15 protein-coding genes and 2 tRNA genes are annotated in these 16436 nt (G+C 71.0%); 4 read left to right on the plus strand and 13 right to left on the minus strand.

Annotation, left to right across the window (positions count from 1 at the left end):
• Positions 1–7 precede the first annotated feature (7 nt).
• A complete protein-coding gene (locus AC07FA_RS21165; RefSeq protein WP_479077404.1) occupies positions 8–1267 on the minus strand; it encodes a hypothetical protein in 1260 nt (419 codons plus the stop codon).
• Positions 1267–1863, minus strand: coding sequence for a DUF4365 domain-containing protein (locus tag AC07FA_RS21170; protein WP_479077405.1), 597 nt, complete (start codon positions 1861–1863; stop codon positions 1267–1269). Before AC07FA_RS21170 ends, AC07FA_RS21165 begins: the two co-directional genes overlap by 1 nt.
• 196 nt (positions 1864–2059) lie before the next feature.
• On the opposite strand from AC07FA_RS21170, the gene AC07FA_RS21175 reads away from it, so the two are divergent.
• Positions 2060–2785: an exonuclease domain-containing protein gene (locus AC07FA_RS21175; protein ID WP_479077406.1), complete on the plus strand. Its 726-nt coding sequence runs from the start codon at positions 2060–2062 to the stop codon at positions 2783–2785.
• 79 nt (positions 2786–2864) lie between these two features.
• Here AC07FA_RS21175 and AC07FA_RS21180 read toward each other — a convergent pair.
• Positions 2865–2936: transfer RNA gene (locus tag AC07FA_RS21180), tRNA-Val, on the minus strand.
• Between the two features lie 39 nt (positions 2937–2975).
• Positions 2976–3422, minus strand: coding sequence for an SRPBCC family protein (locus AC07FA_RS21185; RefSeq protein WP_479077408.1), 447 nt, complete (start codon positions 3420–3422; stop codon positions 2976–2978).
• 114 nt (positions 3423–3536) lie between these two features.
• Here AC07FA_RS21185 and AC07FA_RS21190 point away from each other — a divergent pair, with 114 nt between their 5' ends.
• On the plus strand, positions 3537–5978 hold the full coding sequence (locus AC07FA_RS21190; RefSeq protein WP_479077409.1) for an SCO7613 C-terminal domain-containing membrane protein: 2442 nt from the start codon (positions 3537–3539) through the stop codon (positions 5976–5978).
• Positions 5979–6006: 28 nt separating this feature from the next.
• Here AC07FA_RS21190 and AC07FA_RS21195 read toward each other — a convergent pair whose 3' ends face one another.
• From AC07FA_RS21195 to AC07FA_RS21225, 7 genes are all read right to left on the minus strand, one after another.
• Complete coding sequence (locus tag AC07FA_RS21195; RefSeq protein WP_479077411.1) at positions 6007–8763, minus strand: exo-rhamnogalacturonan lyase family protein; 2757 nt, start codon at positions 8761–8763, stop codon at positions 6007–6009.
• 80 nt (positions 8764–8843) lie between these two features.
• Entirely contained in the window at positions 8844–9437 is a 594-nt protein-coding gene (locus AC07FA_RS21200) for a DUF624 domain-containing protein (RefSeq protein ID WP_479077413.1), read from the minus strand.
• Positions 9438–9444: 7 nt separating this feature from the next.
• Positions 9445–10305, minus strand: coding sequence for a carbohydrate ABC transporter permease (locus AC07FA_RS21205; protein WP_479077415.1), 861 nt, complete (start codon positions 10303–10305; stop codon positions 9445–9447).
• Entirely contained in the window at positions 10302–11291 is a 990-nt protein-coding gene (locus tag AC07FA_RS21210) for a carbohydrate ABC transporter permease (RefSeq protein WP_479077417.1), read from the minus strand. Before AC07FA_RS21210 ends, AC07FA_RS21205 begins: the two co-directional genes overlap by 4 nt.
• Positions 11291–12559: an ABC transporter substrate-binding protein gene (locus AC07FA_RS21215; protein WP_479077419.1), complete on the minus strand. Its 1269-nt coding sequence runs from the start codon at positions 12557–12559 to the stop codon at positions 11291–11293. Before AC07FA_RS21215 ends, AC07FA_RS21210 begins: the two co-directional genes overlap by 1 nt.
• A gap of 269 nt (positions 12560–12828) precedes the next feature.
• Positions 12829–12900: transfer RNA gene (locus tag AC07FA_RS21220), tRNA-Val, on the minus strand.
• Between the two features lie 54 nt (positions 12901–12954).
• The gene (locus AC07FA_RS21225) at positions 12955–13407 is read right to left on the minus strand and encodes a TIGR02611 family protein (protein ID WP_479077421.1); all 453 of its coding nucleotides are present in this window, start codon (positions 13405–13407) and stop codon (positions 12955–12957) included.
• Positions 13408–13597: 190 nt separating this feature from the next.
• Between AC07FA_RS21225 and AC07FA_RS21230 the strand changes: the two genes are divergently transcribed.
• Both AC07FA_RS21230 and AC07FA_RS21235 read left to right on the plus strand, forming a co-directional pair.
• On the plus strand, positions 13598–14011 hold the full coding sequence (locus AC07FA_RS21230; protein WP_003959770.1) for an SsgA family sporulation/cell division regulator: 414 nt from the start codon (positions 13598–13600) through the stop codon (positions 14009–14011).
• A gap of 387 nt (positions 14012–14398) precedes the next feature.
• Positions 14399–14971, plus strand: a complete 573-nt coding sequence (locus AC07FA_RS21235; protein ID WP_479077423.1) for a CGNR zinc finger domain-containing protein — start codon at positions 14399–14401, stop codon at positions 14969–14971.
• Positions 14972–15092: 121 nt separating this feature from the next.
• On the opposite strand, the gene AC07FA_RS21240 is transcribed toward AC07FA_RS21235, so the two are convergent.
• Together AC07FA_RS21240 and AC07FA_RS21245 are read right to left on the minus strand one after the other, a co-directional pair.
• A complete protein-coding gene (locus AC07FA_RS21240) occupies positions 15093–15248 on the minus strand; it encodes a hypothetical protein (RefSeq protein ID WP_164711272.1) in 156 nt (51 codons plus the stop codon).
• 162 nt (positions 15249–15410) lie between these two features.
• On the minus strand, positions 15411–16382 hold the full coding sequence (locus tag AC07FA_RS21245; RefSeq protein ID WP_479077425.1) for an acetylxylan esterase: 972 nt from the start codon (positions 16380–16382) through the stop codon (positions 15411–15413).
• Between the last annotated feature and the right edge of the window lie 54 nt (positions 16383–16436).

Below are 16436 nucleotides of genomic sequence, written 5' to 3' on the forward strand. Positions count from 1 at the left end.
CGCGCGGCTACGTCTCCTCCCCCGTGCACGCCTCCTCGAAGAAGTCCAGGTTCTCCTGGAGCGACTTCATCAGCCGGTCCCGTTCCGTCTCGTCGACCTGGACGGGAGCCACCTGCGAGGCGTCGCCCAGGCGCCGGAACCCGCCCCGGCTCTCCAGCAGGCCGTCCACCCGGATCGGCAGCCCGACCAGGTGGGCGTGGCCGGCGATGCGGTACGCCTCCTCGTCCAGCTCCAGCCGTACGTGGGCGACCTCGGCGCCCGCCAGCACCCTCAGCCGTACGATCCCCGCACCGCGCGGTCCGGAGCGGCGCATCCGGACGACGGCGCCGGTGATCCGTACCGGGACGGCGGGCTCGTCCTGGAGGTAGCGGACGCCCGCCCGGCGCAGGGCGGGCAGGTCGCCGGGCGAGAACTCGACGGGTTCGGGGCGGGCCGGGCAGCCGTCGGGGGTGCCGGCGGCGGGCGCCCACTCCAGGGCGATCCCGGCCCCCTCGGAGCCACGGACCAGGGCGATGACCGCCTCGGTCAGTTCCCGGCTGACGCCCGCGGCGACCGCGGAGTCGAAGGCGTCCATGCCTCCCGTGGCCCGCTGGTAGTCGACGGCCTCGCGGGTGGCGTGCAGGGCCTGGTAGAGCTGTACGGCGACGGCCCGGCCCGAGGCGACGGGTACGAAGACGGTGAGTCTGCGTCCGCCCGGCGCGGGCCCGACCAGGGTGTCCTCCAGTGCCGCCCGGGCCTTTCGGCGGTGGCGGGTGCCGTGGTAGCCGGCCGGGCCGCGGACGGCCAGGGCGCCGGCCAGCAGGATCTGCCGGGCCGCCGAGCGCAGGTGATCGTCCTGGGTCCAGCCGGCCGCTCCGGCGGCGCCGGCAGCCGACTCGGGGACGTCGCGCCACCACCGGATCTCGTCGCTGGGCACCGTGAGGGAGACGAGGACGTCCCTGGCGGAGGGTGCGGCGCTCCGGGCGAGCGCGGTGAGTGCCTCCCCGATGAGGTCCTCACTGTCAGGGAACGCGGCGGTTTCGGGCACCAGCAGGCTCGTGGCGCCGCCCGGCGGCCCGGGCGGGGTCCAGCGGCTGTAGCGTCCGGCGGCTCCGCCGCGCCGCTGCCAGCCGTGCCGGTCCAGGAGCGCGCCGAGCACGGCGGGGTCGACGAGGGCGGGATCGGGGACGTCCCCGGTGGTCCGCGGTGCGTCCGGGTGTTCGCCCGGGTGTGATCGTGGGCCCGAAGGCGTCGCTCGGTGGAACGGTTCGTCCGTCGACCGGTGCATCAGGGTCTCCCTCCCGCCCCGACCCGGGCCATGATCTCGCAGAGTGCTCGGTCGTCGAAGATCCGCGAGGTCGGGATGTGCACGGTGGTCCTGTGCCGGCCCGTCACCGCGTGGCCGGCCAGGTTGGTCCAGTAGCAGCAGTGCCGCAGGTCGAGCTGTTCGTGTCCGGCGCGCAGCCAGTCCTCCCGGCTGCGGGGCACGAGCATCACGACCAGGATCTTGTGCACCGACACGGGGGTCCGGGCGAGCTTCACGAGGTGAGCGTTGTCGAGAGTGAAGGAGAACGCCGGGCCGCGTGGGTGCGCGGGGATCTGGTAGGTGCATTTGAGCTGCACCTTGATGGTCACCTCGTCGTCGACGGTGTGGTCGGGGGCACCGTGGCTGACGTGCCAGTCGATGCCGTTGTCGGGAAACGGCTGAGACAGGGAGCATCCCGCCGCTGCGGCTACCGCGTGCAAGTAGCCCACCTGGAGGGTCTCCATGCAGGCGGTGGTGGCGAGGGTGCCGCGCAGCGGGGTGATCCGCTGCGGTGGCAGGACTCCTCCGTGGTCTTCGGCGCGGGAGGGGCCCCCTGGGTTCGGCTGCGCGAGCGCCATGGCTCCGTGTGCCTTCCGGGCTGTGCCGACCGGTTGTCCGGCCTCTGCCGACGGGCAGGTCAACTTCCGTTCCCGTCATCTGTGTTGTCACCGCAGGAGACGGGTCGCAAACGGCGTATCAGGCAAACACCCCGGGTATCACCGTTTCGGGCAGAGGAATCACTCCATCTGCCGTGCAGGTGCGAGGAGTTCGGGGATGATGCACTGGTTCGACGGGCCGTTGGCCGCTTTTGACACCGAGACGACAGGCGTGGATGTCGAGGAGGACCGGATCGTTTCGGCCGCCCTCGTCGTCCAGGACACCGCCGGCGGGCGGGCGCGGGTCACCCGCTGGCTGGTCAATCCGGGGGTTCCGGTGCCCGCCGGGGCCACCGAGATCCATGGACTGACCGACGATCACCTCCAGCGCAACGGCCGTTGGCCGGCGCCGGTGGTGGAGGAGATAGCCCGGGCGCTGGCGGAGCAGTGCGCGACGGGGCGCCCGCTGGTCGTGATGAACGCGCCGTTCGACCTGACGCTGCTGGACCGCGAGCTGAAGCGGCACCGGGCATCGTCGCTGAACCGCTATCTGCAGAACTCGCCGCTGTGTGTGCTGGACCCGCGCGTGCTCGACAAGCACCTGGACCGGTATCGCAAGGGCCGGCGCACGCTCACGGATCTGTGCGAGCTGTACGGGGTGACGCTGGACGGGGCGCACGACGCGGCGGCCGACGCGACGGCCTCGCTGGAGCTGGTACGGGCGGTGGGGCGGCGTTTCTCCGCACGGCTGGAGCGTCTGACACCGGCCGAGCTGCACACGCTCCAGGCCGTGTGGCACGCGGCGCAGGCACGTGGTCTGCAAGCGTGGTTCACCAAGAGCGGGACGCCGGAGACGGTGGACCCGGCGTGGCCGCTGCGCCCGGAGCTGCGCGCCGCGGCATGAGACCGGGCGTCCGGCCCGGCGGCGCACGGGAACGCGGAAGCCGGTCCGTCGATGGTGCTGACGGACCGGCTCTTCCCGGTGGGCGATACTGGTTTCGAACCAGTGACCTCTTCGGTGTGAACGAAGCGCTCTCCCACTGAGCTAATCGCCCGGGAACGGGATGAACCATACAGGGCTCTGCGGGCTGGGTTCAAACTCCTTGCAGCCGGGCCGTCAGACCGCGGCGTCCGGAGCGCATCATCAGCGCGTGGTTCGCGCGGAAGACGAGGCGTCCGGGCACGGCGAGGCGCCGCATCAGGGCCCGGCGGACGACGACCTCCTGGTGGTACGTGGCCCTGCTGCCGTCGGCGTGCGGAGCTACGGTCCAGCGGGCCCAGCCCTCCAGATCGCCGGTCATCGTCACTTCGAGGACCCGGGCGCGGGGGTCGCGGTGGCTCTGGCTCACGGTGACGACCAGGTCGTACGGCAGGAACGAGCGGAAGCGCGCGGTTCCGCTGGTCGCGTCGATGGTGGTCACCGCACGGACCTGGGGCCACCACTGCGGATAGTCCTCGGCGCGCTCCAGCGCGGCGTACACGGTGTCGGGCGTCGCGGGCACGTCCCAGACGCTCGTGAAGCGGTAGTGACTCCAGTCCATGGGTCCAGTCTGCGCGTACGGGCACGTACTCAGTCGGAGAACGCCGGGGGACATCGCGGAAACTGAGTATCCGAGCGCATGTACGAGGGTGTGGTGGGCGCCACACTCACGGACATGGAACATCTGCCGCCACCCGCCGAGGAATTGGTGCTCCTCGACCGTGAACTGGTGCAGCTGGACACCCGAAGGGTCCAGCTGCTCAACCGCCGCGCCTGGCTGCTGAGTGTGCTGCAGCAGCAGGCCGCGCCGGTCCCGCCCTTCCCCTCGCGCCCCGCGCCGCAGCCGGCCGGGCGCTACTCCGCGCCGCTGCGCCCGGGAGGTCCGGGCCAGGCGGCTGGGCCGCGCAGCGCGCAGAACGTGCTGCTGTCGCTCGGTGGTCTGCTGCTGATCATCGCCGCGATCGCGTTCACCCTGGTCAGCTGGGGTGCCATGGGGATCGGCGGCCGCTCCGCCGTGCTCGCGGCGGTGACGGTCGGCGCGCTCGTCGCGCCCGCCGTCCTGCTGAAGCGCAGGCTCTCGTCGACGGCCGAGGCGCTGGCCGCGCTGGCTCTGGTGCTGACGGTGCTCGACGCGTACGCGCTGCACGCGGTGGCGGCGCCTGACGCGGACGGTCTCGTGTTCGCGGCGGTCGCCTCGGCGGTGCTCGCCACGGGGTGGGCGGTGTACGGGCTGGCGCTGCGCACGCTGCGGCTGCCGTTGCCGGCGGCGGTGGTGGCCGGTCAGCTGCCTCTGGTCCTGTGGGCGTGGGCGGCCGGGGCACCGGCGCTCGTCTTCGGGTGGGTGCTGCTGGTGACCGCGGCCGCGGACGGTGCGGTCGCGCTGTGGGGCAAGGGGCTCGCGGTGCGGGTCACGGCGGGTGCCGGAGCGGCGGTCACCGGGCTGGTCGCGCTGCTGCTGGGTCTGGTGGAGTCGGTGTCGGCGGACGGTCCGGTGGCGGCGGTGTGGCCTGGCCTCCTGTTGCTCGCCGGTGCCGCGGTGGCGCTGTGCGGTGCGTGGCGGGCCCGGCGTGAGTTCGCGCTCGTCGCGGGGTGCCTGTCCGGGCTGACCGCGGTGGCCGCGGTGGGTGGTGTGCTGCGGACGGCGGTGCCGCAGGACTGGTCGGTCGTGGCCTATCTGGTGTGCGGGGTGGCGCTCCTGGCCGCACTGCGGGCCCGGCTGCCGCGTCATGCGGGCCAGGGGGTACTGGCGGCCGCCGGGGCGGTGATCGCCGGTGCGGTGCTCTGGGCGCTGCCTCCGGTGGCCGCCGTGCTGCTGGGGCCGTTGTCGCTGCTGACGGATGTGTGGGCGGGCGCTCCGGACGGGATGCGGGAGGCGATGGGGGTGTCGGTGCCGTGGTCGGGCATGGCGGCTTCCCCGGTGGTGCTCGCGGTGGCGGCCGGTGTGCTGGGCGCGGCGCACCGGTACGGGTTCTCGGGGGCGCCGGTCGCGGCGCGTGCGGGCCGGCGTGACGGTGCCGCGGCCGGTGGGCTCTGCCTCGGCTGGGGTGCGCTGCTGGTGCTGCCGGCCGCGCTGGATCTCGGGTACGTGCCGGCGGTGGTCGTGCAGGTGGTTCTGGTGGCCGCGCTGCTGCTGGTGGCGGTGCGTGCCCTGTCCGCGGTGACGGTGGCGGCGATGGTGTGCGCGTTGGCCGGGGCGGCGGCTGCGGGGGTGCTGTCGCTGGCCGCGGAGGCGGTCACGTACGCGGTGTTCGGGGTGCTGCTGGTTCTGTTCGTGGGTGCGGCGGTCCGGTCGCGGGTGAGCGTGGTGCGGGCCGTGTTCGCCTGTGCGGCGGTGATGTGCGGGATCGTGGTGGCGTGCGCGGTCGGCACGTCGCTGGGTCTGGCCGCGTACGAGGGCGCGCCGGTCGTGCTGGCGGTTCCCGCGGTGACGGTGCTGCTGGGGTTCCGGCTGCGGGGCGGCCCGGTGGGGGCGGCGGTCGAGCTCTCGGGGGCGTTCGGTGCGGTGATCGCGGTGGCGATGGCGGTGCCGGACGCGCCGTTCCTGGCTCTGGTGCTGGCGTTGTGCGGGGTGCTGGCCGCGGGGACCGCGGTGCGTCCGGAGCGCAGGCGGATCGCCGGGTATCTGTCGGTGGGCCTGTTCGTGGCGGCCACGTGGGTGCGGCTGGCCGCCTTCGGGGTGTCGGTCCCGGAGGCGTACACACTGCCGGTGACGGTGCCCGCGCTGGTGGTGGGTGTGCTGCGGCGGCGCCGTGATCCGGCGGCCTCCTCGTGGACGGCGTACGGCGCGGGTCTCGCCGCGACGCTGCTTCCGAGTCTCTTCGCGGCGTGGGCCGACCCGGACTGGGTGCGGCCGTTGCTGCTGGGGGTGGCGGCCCTGGTGATCACGTTGGCGGGTGCCAGGTTCCGGCTCCAGGCGCTGCTTCTGCTGGGCGGTACGGTGCTGGCGCTGGTCGCGCTGCACGAACTGGCGCCCTATGTGGTGCAGGTGGCCGGTGCGCTGCCCAGGTGGCTGCCGCCGGCGCTGGCCGGGGTGCTGCTCCTGGTGGTGGGGGCGACGTACGAGCAGCGGCTGCGGGATGCTCGGCGGCTCAGGGACGCCCTGGGCCGGATGCGGTGACGCGTCCGGGCCCAGGGGTCCTGGGGCCTCAGGCCGGCATGCGGTCGCCGACGAGGGCGAGGTTCTCGATGGCGGCGAGCCCGTAGAGCGCGGTGTCGTTGGTGTAGACCCAACTGGCCTCGCTGCCGGGCACGGTGGTGACGGGGCCGGTGAGCTTTTCGGTCTTCCAGGGGGCGGTCTCCCGGTACCCGTCACTGTTGTAGAACTTCTCCCAGGCGCGGGCGGCGAGTTTCTCGTCGCCCGTCTGCACGGCGGCGTACGCGTCGAGCCGTGAGTGTCCCTGGAAGAGGAGCAGGCTGCCGAAGTTGGAGCCGTAGCGTGCGGCCTGTTCCGCCTTCGTGGCGTTGAAGTACCGGCAGTAGTCCAGGTAGGCGCTCTTGAACTCCGGCATGTCGACGAGGTCGATCAGTTCTGCGCACAGTTCGTTCAGGCCGAAGACCGCGGAGAGGTGCGAGACACTGACGACGGGCTTCTCCGCGACGGCGAACCTGCCGGTGTCCAGGTCGTAGAGGCCGGTTCCCTGGACGAATCCGTTGGGCTGGGCGGCGATGGTCTCCATGGTGGCGAGGACTCTGGCCCTGGCCTTCTCGGCCTGCGGGCCGCCGCGTTCCCATTCGGTGAGCCAGGCGGAGACGAGTCCGCTCCAGTCGGTTCCGAAGCCGACGGAGAGGGCGTGCCGGTCGGGTGTGTAGGGCTCGGTGCGGATCTTGCGGATCGGGTCGAGGACAAGGAAGGTCTCGTCGGAGTCGACGTTGGCGCGCATCAGGTCGCCGACGCGCTCGTCGGCGGTGAGGAAGTAGTAGATCCGCCGGTAGGTGGTGTTGGCGATGCGCTGCTGCTTGGCGCTGTCGGCGTAGTGCTGGACGCCGTGCCGTGTGCCGAGCCCGGCCCACTGGCCGAGGTGGTAGACGTCGACCTCTCCGGTGTGGCGGGTCATGGCCTCGGCGAAGCGGAAGATGTCGGCGCGGCCGGAGCGCAGGTAGGCGTACCAGAGCCAGAGGTCGGGCGAGAGCTCGGAGTTGTCCCAGGCGTAGCCGCCGACGTCGTAGCGCCACTGGTGGCGGGCGGGGTCGTACGAGTGCATGACGTCGCCGTAGTCCCAGAAGCCGTACCAGCGCCGCATGTCGACCTGGTCCTTGTAGTACGTGAAGAGGAAGTCGAGGTGGTCCTCGATCTTCGCCTTGGCCGGGGTGGAACGGTCGACCGGGGAGAAGAGTCCGCCGAAGACCTTGGCCTCGATGAGCTGGGACGGCGGGGCGGCGAGCTGCGGGAGGGTGCGGACGGCCTGGGCCTCCCGGCCGAGCGCTTCGGCACTGGGGGTGGAGTCGTGGGCCCAGAAGAGGAGTTCGCTGGTGCGGGCGATGCCGTACGGGGTGCCGAAGCCCGGCTCGTAGTCCTCGTAGGTGATGTTGAGGCCTTCGAGCTGTTCGGCGTACGTGTCCTGGCCGAGGCCGTCGTGGTAGAAGCGCAGGTCCATCGGTTCGGCCTCGGGCGACCAGAGCCAGAGGGTGACTTCGGCGGCGTCGGTGTGGGCGTCGCGGATGTCGAGCTGGGCGGGGTGCTTCTCCCAGAAGTCCCGCAGGCCGAAGGAGAGTCCGCCGCTGGCGCCGCCGACGTAGCCGAAGCCGGAGGCACGCCGGCCGCCGCCCGCCGCGATCCAGCCGTGGCCCTTTTTGGTCCGCTTGCGCAGTGAGAAGCCGTCGGCGGAGAGCTGGCTGAGGGTGTAGTCGCCCCAGGTGGGGATGAGGTGGAGGCGGCTGGTGACGCGCTGGTCCCAGGTGGCCGGGTCGGGAAGCCTGGTTCCCTCGAACTGGGCGGCCTGGACGGCGGCGCCCGGGTCGCGGCGCAGGCCCGTGATGCCCTTGACGGCCTCGCGGAGCATTCCGGTGCCGTCGCCGCCGATGCGGATGTGCCGGTCGTATGCCTCGTCGCGCATGGGGACGGTGAAGCGGACGCCGAGGCCGCGGATGAAGTCGCCGTCGGCCTTGCCGGGTTCCTGGGTGCCGTCGAAGGTGATGGTGTGCACCATGCGGAACGATTCCGCGCCCGCGTAGAAGTAGAGCCGTACGGAGAAGGGCAGCCAGGAGCGGCTGCCCCTGCGGTGTTTCCCCTCGACGCGGACGACGGCGCGGACGGGGCCGCTCTGTTCGACCTCGGTCCGGGTGATGGTGCTCTCGAAGCGTTCGTACTTCTCCTGGCCCTGGTCGCCGTCCTCGATCTCGCCCTGGCGGATCAGGACGAGCTTGCCGTCCTTGGCGATTTCGGTGGAACCGCGGGTGAGCGAGGGGATGAGGTGGGAGCCGCTCTTCCCGATCCTGGCGGTGATCACGCCGGTGGAGACGGTGATCGTGGAGCCGGTGCTCTTGACGGCGACCTGATGCGCCGGTGCGGCGGGCTCGCCGGCGGTGAGGGTGAACTTCCTGCCGGCCGCGGCCTCGGGACCGACGGCGTGCGCGGTCCATTTCAGGGAGCCGTCGGGCCAGGTGGCGGTGGCCCAGGTCTGTACGGGGATGTCCTTGCCGTCGGCGGTCGCCAGCGCGAACTTCTGGCCGGCCGGGAACCGCCCTCTGGCCCAGGGCACCCCGAAGGTGGAGCCGGGGGCGGCCCCGAGCCCGGCCTCCTCCAGCCAGCCGATCTCGACGGGGCCTTGCGCGGTCTCCGCCGCGGCGGTGCTTCCCGCGGCGGCGGCCGGCCGGGTGGTTCCGTTCAGCACCCAGGAGACGGAGGTCGCCGCGCCGGTGACGGCGGCGGCCTTGAGCACGGTACGACGAGGGATCGGGGACATCACGACTCCAGTTCGATCAGAAAGTGGGCATGCCGGATCGCGCGTTGGTGCGTGCGGGGGTCGTACGGAAGGTGGGCCGGTCAGCGGCGGTCGACGGCGACGGCCGCCGCCGCGAGCGCGCCGAACGCGGGGGCTGCCAGCGGCGGTACCTGCCAGGCGGTCAGGGCGAGTGCGACGAACCCGCCGATGAGCAGCAGCGAGCCGGCCGGGTCGGTCAGGGTCCGGCGGGCCGCTGTGCGTACGAGGGGTGCCCAGGACGCGCCGGGCCGCCAGGCGGCGGCCACGCGGAGGGCGGCGACGGCGAGTGCCAGTACGCCGAGCACGCTGACGGCGGCGAGCAGCCGCCCGCCCGGCAGCAGGCCGGACCTGGCGACCTGCCAGTCGAAGGCGAGCAGGGCGAGCGCCGCCCACCACAGCAGGGCGGCCCGCCATCCGGTGCGTACGGCTTCCCGCAGATCGGCGGCGAACTCCCGCAGCCCGCCGCGCCGGCCGTCGAGCTGCCGGCGCAGATGGGCGCAGCCCGCCGCGCACGCCGGCAGCAGGGTGATCAGCGGCAGCGCGGCGATGGTGACCCATACCCCGGTGAGCAGGCACTCGGCGAAGAGGGTGAACCGGGCGAGCTTCTCCGGGCGCCGTGCGCCTCGGACCGGGTGCCCCGCGGACGGTGACGCCATGGCGTCCTCAGCCCTTCAGTCCGGAGGTGGCCGCGCCCTCGACGAGGTAGCGCTGGAAGGCGAGGAAGAAGGCCAGCACCGGCAGGAGCGCGAGGAGGGACATGGCGATCATTCCGCCGTAGTCGGCCGCGCTGTCCTGGTCGATGAACATCTTCAGGCCCATGGAGACGGGGTACTTCTCGGGTTCGTTGAGGTAGAGGAGGGGTCCGAGGAAGTCGTTCCAGGACCAGATGAAGGTGAAGATCGCGCTGGTGATCAGGGCGGGCCGGCAGAGCGGCAGCATGATGTGCCAGTAGATCCGTGGGTGTCCGCAGCCGTCGAGCCGTGCCGCCTCGTCGAGCTCGCGGGGCAGGTTCCGCATGAACTGCATCATCAGGAAGACGAAGAAGGCGTCCGTCGCCAGGTACTTTCCGAGCAGCAACGGCACATAGGTGTTGATGAGTTCCATCTTCTGGAACAGCACGTACTGCGGAATGATCAGTACGTGGTACGGCAGCAGGAGCGTGCCGATCATCAGCGAGAAGAGCACGTTGCGCCCGCGGAAGGAGATCCGGGCGAAGGCGTAGGCCGCCAGCGAGCAGGAGAACAGGACACCGGCGACCGAACCGAACGCCAGCACCAGCGAGTTGACGAAGAACGTCGAGACCGGAATGTCGGCGATGCCGTCGGCGAGACGTTCGTAGTGGGTGAACACCGGGTGGGAAGGGAAGAGTTCCAGTCCGCCGACGATGTCCTCGTTGGGTTTCAGGGAACCCCCGATGACCCAGAACAGCGGGTACAGGACCACCATGAGCACGGCGAGCGCCCCGATGTGCCAGAGGGCCGAGCGCAGTCCGCGCCGCCGCCCCGGGTGGATGAGCGCGCTCATCGGGCGTCCTCCTCGTAGTGCACCCAGCGGCGCTGGGACCAGAACAGCACGGCCGTGACGAGGCCGACGGTGATCAGCAGCATCCAGGCCATCGCGGAGGCGTAACCCATCCGGAGGTTCGTCCAGCCCTGTTCGTACAGGTAGCAGGTGTAGACGAGGCCGGCGTCGGCCGGGCCGCACTTGCTGTTGGTGACGACGTAGGCGGAGGCGAAGATCTGGAAGGAGTGGATGGTCTCCAGGAGCAGGTTGAAGAAGAGCACCGGCGAGATCATCGGCAGGGTGATGGACCGGAATCGCCGCCAGGCCCCCGCGCCGTCCACCTCCGCGGCCTCGTACAGCTCGCGTGGCACCTGTTTGAGTCCGGCCAGGAAGATCACCATGGGGGCGCCGAACTGCCAGACGGTCAGCGCGACCAGGGCGTAGATCACCATGTCGGGATCGCCGATCCAGCCGCCGACGTCGACGCCGAAGATCTGCTGTGTGCGGTCGACGACCGCGTCGTCGGAGAAGAGTGCCCGCCACACGATCGCGATGGAGACGCTCGCGCCGACGAGGGACGGCGCGTAGAACGCGGCTCGGTAGAAGCCCTGGCCGCGCCGCTTCTTGGTGAGCAGCAGGGCCACGCCCAGGGCCGCCGCCAGCTTCAGCGGGGTGCCGACGACCACGTACGAGGTGGTGACCTCGACGGACTTCTGCCAGCGGGCGTCACCGAACATCTCGGTGAAGTTGTCCAGCCCCACCCACTGCGGGGTGTCGAACAGGTTGTAGTCGGTGAAGGCGAGATAGAGCGAGGCGAGCATGGGCCCGGCGGTGAGAAGGACGAAGCCGGCGATCCACGGGGACATGAACAGATAGCCGGCCAGGGTCTCCCCGCGCGCCCGCCGCCGGGCAGCGGCGGGCCGTCGTCCGGATTTCCTGGGCTGCTCGGGGCTCTCTTCGCGCACGAGGGGCGCGGGGGCCTGGAGGTCAGTCATCGCCGATCCCATCAGGAGCCGAGTGCCGTCTTCGCCTCGGAGAAGAACTGCTTGACGCCGTCGTCGACGGACGTCGTGCCCATGACGACGTCGGTGGCGATGCGCAGGAACGCGGCCTCGGCGATGTCGGCGCCCGCCGGGTGCGGAGTGATCGGCTCGACGTTGTCGGCGACCTTCTTCTCGTACTCGGCGATCTGCGCGGAGACGCCGACCGGCTCGTACGCCTCGAACTGCTCGTTCGTGGCGAGGACGCCCCGGTCGTAGCCCATGATCTTGCCGACCTCGGGGTCGTGGACCATGAAGTCGATGAACTGGGCGACTTCCTTCGGGTGCTTCGTACGGGCGGAGCCGCTGAGCATCAGCGAGGAGATGTACTGTCCGGTGCGCTTGCCGTCCGTCGTGGGGATCGGGGCGAGTCCGAGGGGGACCTTGGTCTCGGAGGTGTACCTGACCAGGAAGTTGTCCCAGGTGAACTCGCCCGCGGAGAGGTCCTTGGAGAGCGCGGACGTGGGCTTGGCCTGCTCGGCCTTCTTGGGGTCGGTGAACATTCCGGCCTTGGTCCGGTCGCGGCTCTCGCTCCACCAGTCCTTGAGGTCGGCCTCGGTGAAGCCGAGCCCGTCCTCGGTGAAGAACGCCTTGTCGTGCTGGCGGAGCACCAGGTCGTAGAGGTACATGATGCCGCCGTGACCGCTGTCGCCCGCGAGCTCGCCGCCGTCGCTGATCTTCTCGATGGCGGCGTTGTACTCGTCCCAGGTCCAGCCCTCCGCGGGGGTGACGCCGGCCTTCTTGTACTCGGCGGGGTTGTAGACGAGCGCGAAGGTGTTGCCGCCGACGGGTACGCCGAGGAGCTTGCCGTCGACGTCGCCCGCCTTCTCCAGGCCGGCGCGGAAGTTCTCCATGCTGAGGTTGCCCGCCTTGACCTGGGCGTTCAGGTCGAGCAGGACGCGCTTGTCGTCGTACTTGCGCAGGAAGGCCACGGAATTCTGGAACACGTCGGGGGCGTTGCCGGCAGATGCCTGGGTGTTGAACTTCTTCCAGAAGGCCTCGTAGTCCTGGAAGTCGGTCTTGACGTCGATGTCCGGGTGCTTCTCCTCGAACAGCGCGATCGTCTTGTTGATCATCTCGGCCCGCTCCTGGCCACCCCACCAGGAGTACCGGATCTCCGTCTTCCCGCCGGCCCCCGCTCCCCCGTCGCCGCCGCAACCCGAGGCCAACAGCCCCAGGACCGCCACGGACACACCGGCCGCACGCAGCCCCTGGGCACTCCGCCAAGACCTCATGACACACCCCTTCCGGGCAGGCTGCACCCGCTGCCACGGTCGATTGAATCGTTTAAGAAAGCGCTTGCTGGGACAAGCTAAGGACCCGATGCCGCAACGTCAACGGTTTGGGTCGAATCGCTTGAAGCGCTTCGACGAAACACTGGGGTAAGCGCGGCGCAACAACGCAGGTGGGAGCGGCCGGCACAGCAGCCGCAAGTCGCCGAAGGGGCCCGGAAAACGCCAGAGGGCCCGTGAGACTTCTCAGTCTCACGGGCCCCCTGTCCGGGTGGGCGATACTGGGTTCGAACCAGTGACCTCTTCGGTGTGAACGAAGCGCTCTCCCACTGAGCTAATCGCCCGGGCGCACCGCAAACATTACCCCATGTCAGCGGCGCTCCGAGACCATCCCCAGGTCACTCGGCGATCTTCCACGGCATCGTGATTCCGAACTTCCAGACGTAGACCGCGACCAGCGCAGCGATGATCACGAGCCCGACCGTGGTGAGGATGATGTTGCGCCGCCGCACCTTGGGATCGAGCGCCTTCTGCGCGGCCTCCGTGACCTTGCGCCTGGTCCAGCGGAGCACCAGCTGCGCCCACACGAACTCGGTCGCCCAGATCGCCATGCCGCCGAAGATCACGAGCCACCCGGGACCCGGCAGCGGCAGCATGACGACGCCCGCGGCCACCACGGCGAGGCCGACGACGAAGACGCCGACCTGCCAGCTCATGTGCAGCGGCCTCGACGCCTTGATGAAGGCCGGCGCCCGCGATCCCAGCTCCCGCTCGACCCTCACCGCGCCCCCCGCGGCGGACTCGGGGGCCTGTGTGGCGGTCCCATTCCGCTCGTCACTCTCCGCATTCATGGTCACCAACCTACCCGAACGGTCTTCGTCACCGGAATGGCCGCATAACTCAAAGTTACACGCCGCCGTACGAGGGACCCGAAGAGCCACAAATGGGTCAGAGGGGTTTACAACGCCACCGTAGGTGGCATGTCGATTTCGCCGACGTGCGAATCCCCGAGCGCACACTGAGCGAAAGGCCCTGGCGCTTATGAACACCACGGTCAGCTGCGAGCTGCACCTGCGCCTCGTTGTGTCGAGCGAGTCCTCACTGCCTGTACCCGCGGGCCTGCGGTATGACACGGCCGATCCCTATGCCGTGCACGCCACCTTCCACACCGGAGCGGAGGAGACGGTCGAATGGGTATTCGCCCGTGACCTCCTTGCCGAGGGGCTGCACAGGCCCACCGGCACCGGAGACGTCCGCGTCTGGCCATCACGTAGTCACGGCCAGGGCGTCGTCTGTATCGCGCTGAGTTCCCCAGAGGGCGAAGCCCTGCTCGAAGCCCCGGCAAGGGCCCTGGAGTCGTTCCTGAAGAGGACCGACGCCGCGGTTCCGCCGGGCACCGAGCATCGTCACTTCGACCTCGACACGGAGCTCTCACACATCCTGGCCGAGAGCTGAGCCAGATCCTGGCCGAGGGCTGAGCCAGACCGAACGCTGCAGGACGCCGTCCGACTCGGGGCGACGGCGTCTCGCGGACAACCGCATAGGGCATATACCGGCGCCGTCACCGCGGAATCCACCGCGGTGACGGCGCCGGTGCGCGTAGACCGGCCGGTCCCTGCGCTGCCCTCGCCCACGGCCCCGCGCCCGGCGCCCTGCCCGCGGCCGCCCGGAGCGGCCCGCGGAGACCCCTGCCGGGCCGCCACCGGCCGCCGGACCTCCCCGGCCGATCACGGCGCCCGGCCCGGCCCCCCGAGCGCGCTCCGGGCCGGATGAGCTCGTCCCGAGCCAGTAGAGTCAGCCGCCATCGGCGGCGCCCGCCCGCCGGATTTCAGGGAGCGAAGCGTGCTGATCCCACACGACACCCGGATCGCCCTCGACACGGTGGTTGATCTGGTGAACACCGCACCGGAGCACGAGCTGCCCGAGAGCGAGCAGACCGACGGACTCGCCGACGTCGAGGCGCTGTACGACTTCGCGCGGCGCCGGCTCATCAGCGGCGTCGGCGGGCTCGCCGAGAAGGACCTGCGGGCCGTACAGGAGGTACGCGGCCGGTTCGCGGAGATCTTCGCGGCACCCGACGCCCGTACGGCGGCCGATCTCGTCAACCGGCTGGTGGCCGCCGCGGGAACCACCCCGCAGCTCACCGACCACGACGGCTACGACTGGCATGTCCACTACTTCGCCCCGGACGCCTCGATCGCCGACCACCTCGCGGCCGACTGCGGCATGGCCCTCGCGTTCATCGTCGTGGCGGGCGAGCAGGAGCGGCTGCGGCGGTGCGAGGCACCGGACTGCCGACGGGCCTTCGTCGATCTGTCCCGCAACCGCTCCCGCCGCTACTGCTCCAGCCGCACCTGCGGCAACCGGCTCCATGTCGCCGCGTACCGGGCCCGGCGCAAGGAAGCGTCCCGCTGACGTCCCCCGCGCCCGGGCACCGTGCGCATGGAAGCGTCCCGCTGACGCCCCCGGCGCGGAGGCGCACGCCGCGGCGCCGCCCGCCCTGGCGGCGGGGCGGGCCGGGGTGCCGCTCCGGCGCTCACAGCAGGAAGAGATCGTGCAGCGCGGCCATCAGCAGCAGGCTGCCGATCACCGTGAGGAAGATCATCAGGGGTGGCTGGGAGAGCGCGAAGAGGCAGCCACGCGGCTCTTCGGCGGGGGGTGCGGGGGCTTCGCCCCGGGATGTGTCCACCATCTCGGGTTGATCATGACTCAGTTGACCCCCTTATGGCGATCAACACGCTTTTTCCGGACGGGAGTTCACCCCTGTCGTGGCCGGTAAGAATCGCTCCGGCGTCCGATCCGCCATCACACTTTCGGGACCTCGGGATTCCGCCGGCCCCGCTCCCACGTCCGCTCAGACGAGTTCGCGCAACGTGCGCAGCTGGACCGCCACTTGGGCCGAGGCGCCGCCCTCGTGGCCGTTCCAGGGGTAGACCTCGATCTCCTTCGGTCCCGCCCAGTGGTTGTAGGCGGCGAAGACGGTGGACGGCGGGCAGATCGTGTCCCTCAGCGCCACCGAGTAGAGCGCGCGGGCGGTGGCACGGGCCGCGAAGCTCATGCCGTCGAAGTACGAAAGCGTCCGGAACACCTGCTCGGCCGTGCCGTGCTGGGTGGAGAGGAAGCGGACGATCTCCTGGTAGGGGTCCTGGTCGGTGATCTCGACGGCGCGCCTGAAGTTGCTGAGGAAGGGGACGTCGATGAAGGCGGCGGACACACCCGGGCTCAGCGCGGCGGCGGCGTGCGCGATGCCGCCGCCCTGGCTGCCGCCGTGCACGACGATGCGCGCCGGGTCGACGGAGGGATGCGTACGGGCGGCCTCGACGGCCCGCACCGCATCGGTGAACACCCGCCGGTAGTAGTACTCGTCGGGGTCGAGAACACCCCGGGTCAGAAAGCCGGGCGACTGCGGGTTGGCGCCCCCGTGCGGGTCGGCGGTGGCGCCCGGGGTGCGGCCGTTGCCGGCTCCCTGACCGCGCGTATCGACCACGAGGACCGCCCAGCCGCCCGCCGGCCAGGTCAGATGCTCGTGGGGCAGGCCCCGGCCGACGCCGTACCCCAGGAAGTGGACCACGCATGGGAGGGGCTCCGCGGCTCCGGCCGGGACGTTCAGCCAGGCCCTGACGCGGTGGCCGCCCCAGCCGGCGAAGGACGCGTCGTAGACATCGACGTGGCTCAACGCCGCGTCGTACGGCACGAATGCGGGGTCGAGCGGGTAGTCGGCGGACGCCTTGAGCGTGCCCTCCCAGAACGCGTCGAAGTCGTCCGGCTCCTCGCGTTCCGGCCGGTAGGCGCGGAGTTGGTCCAGGGGCATGTCGAACAGGGGCACAGCGACTCCGTATCAGGACATCCGAAAGGAAGGTGCGGACGGCTGGGGGCCGGC

It is taken from the genome of Streptomyces sp. NPDC045968, assembly GCF_056430475.1.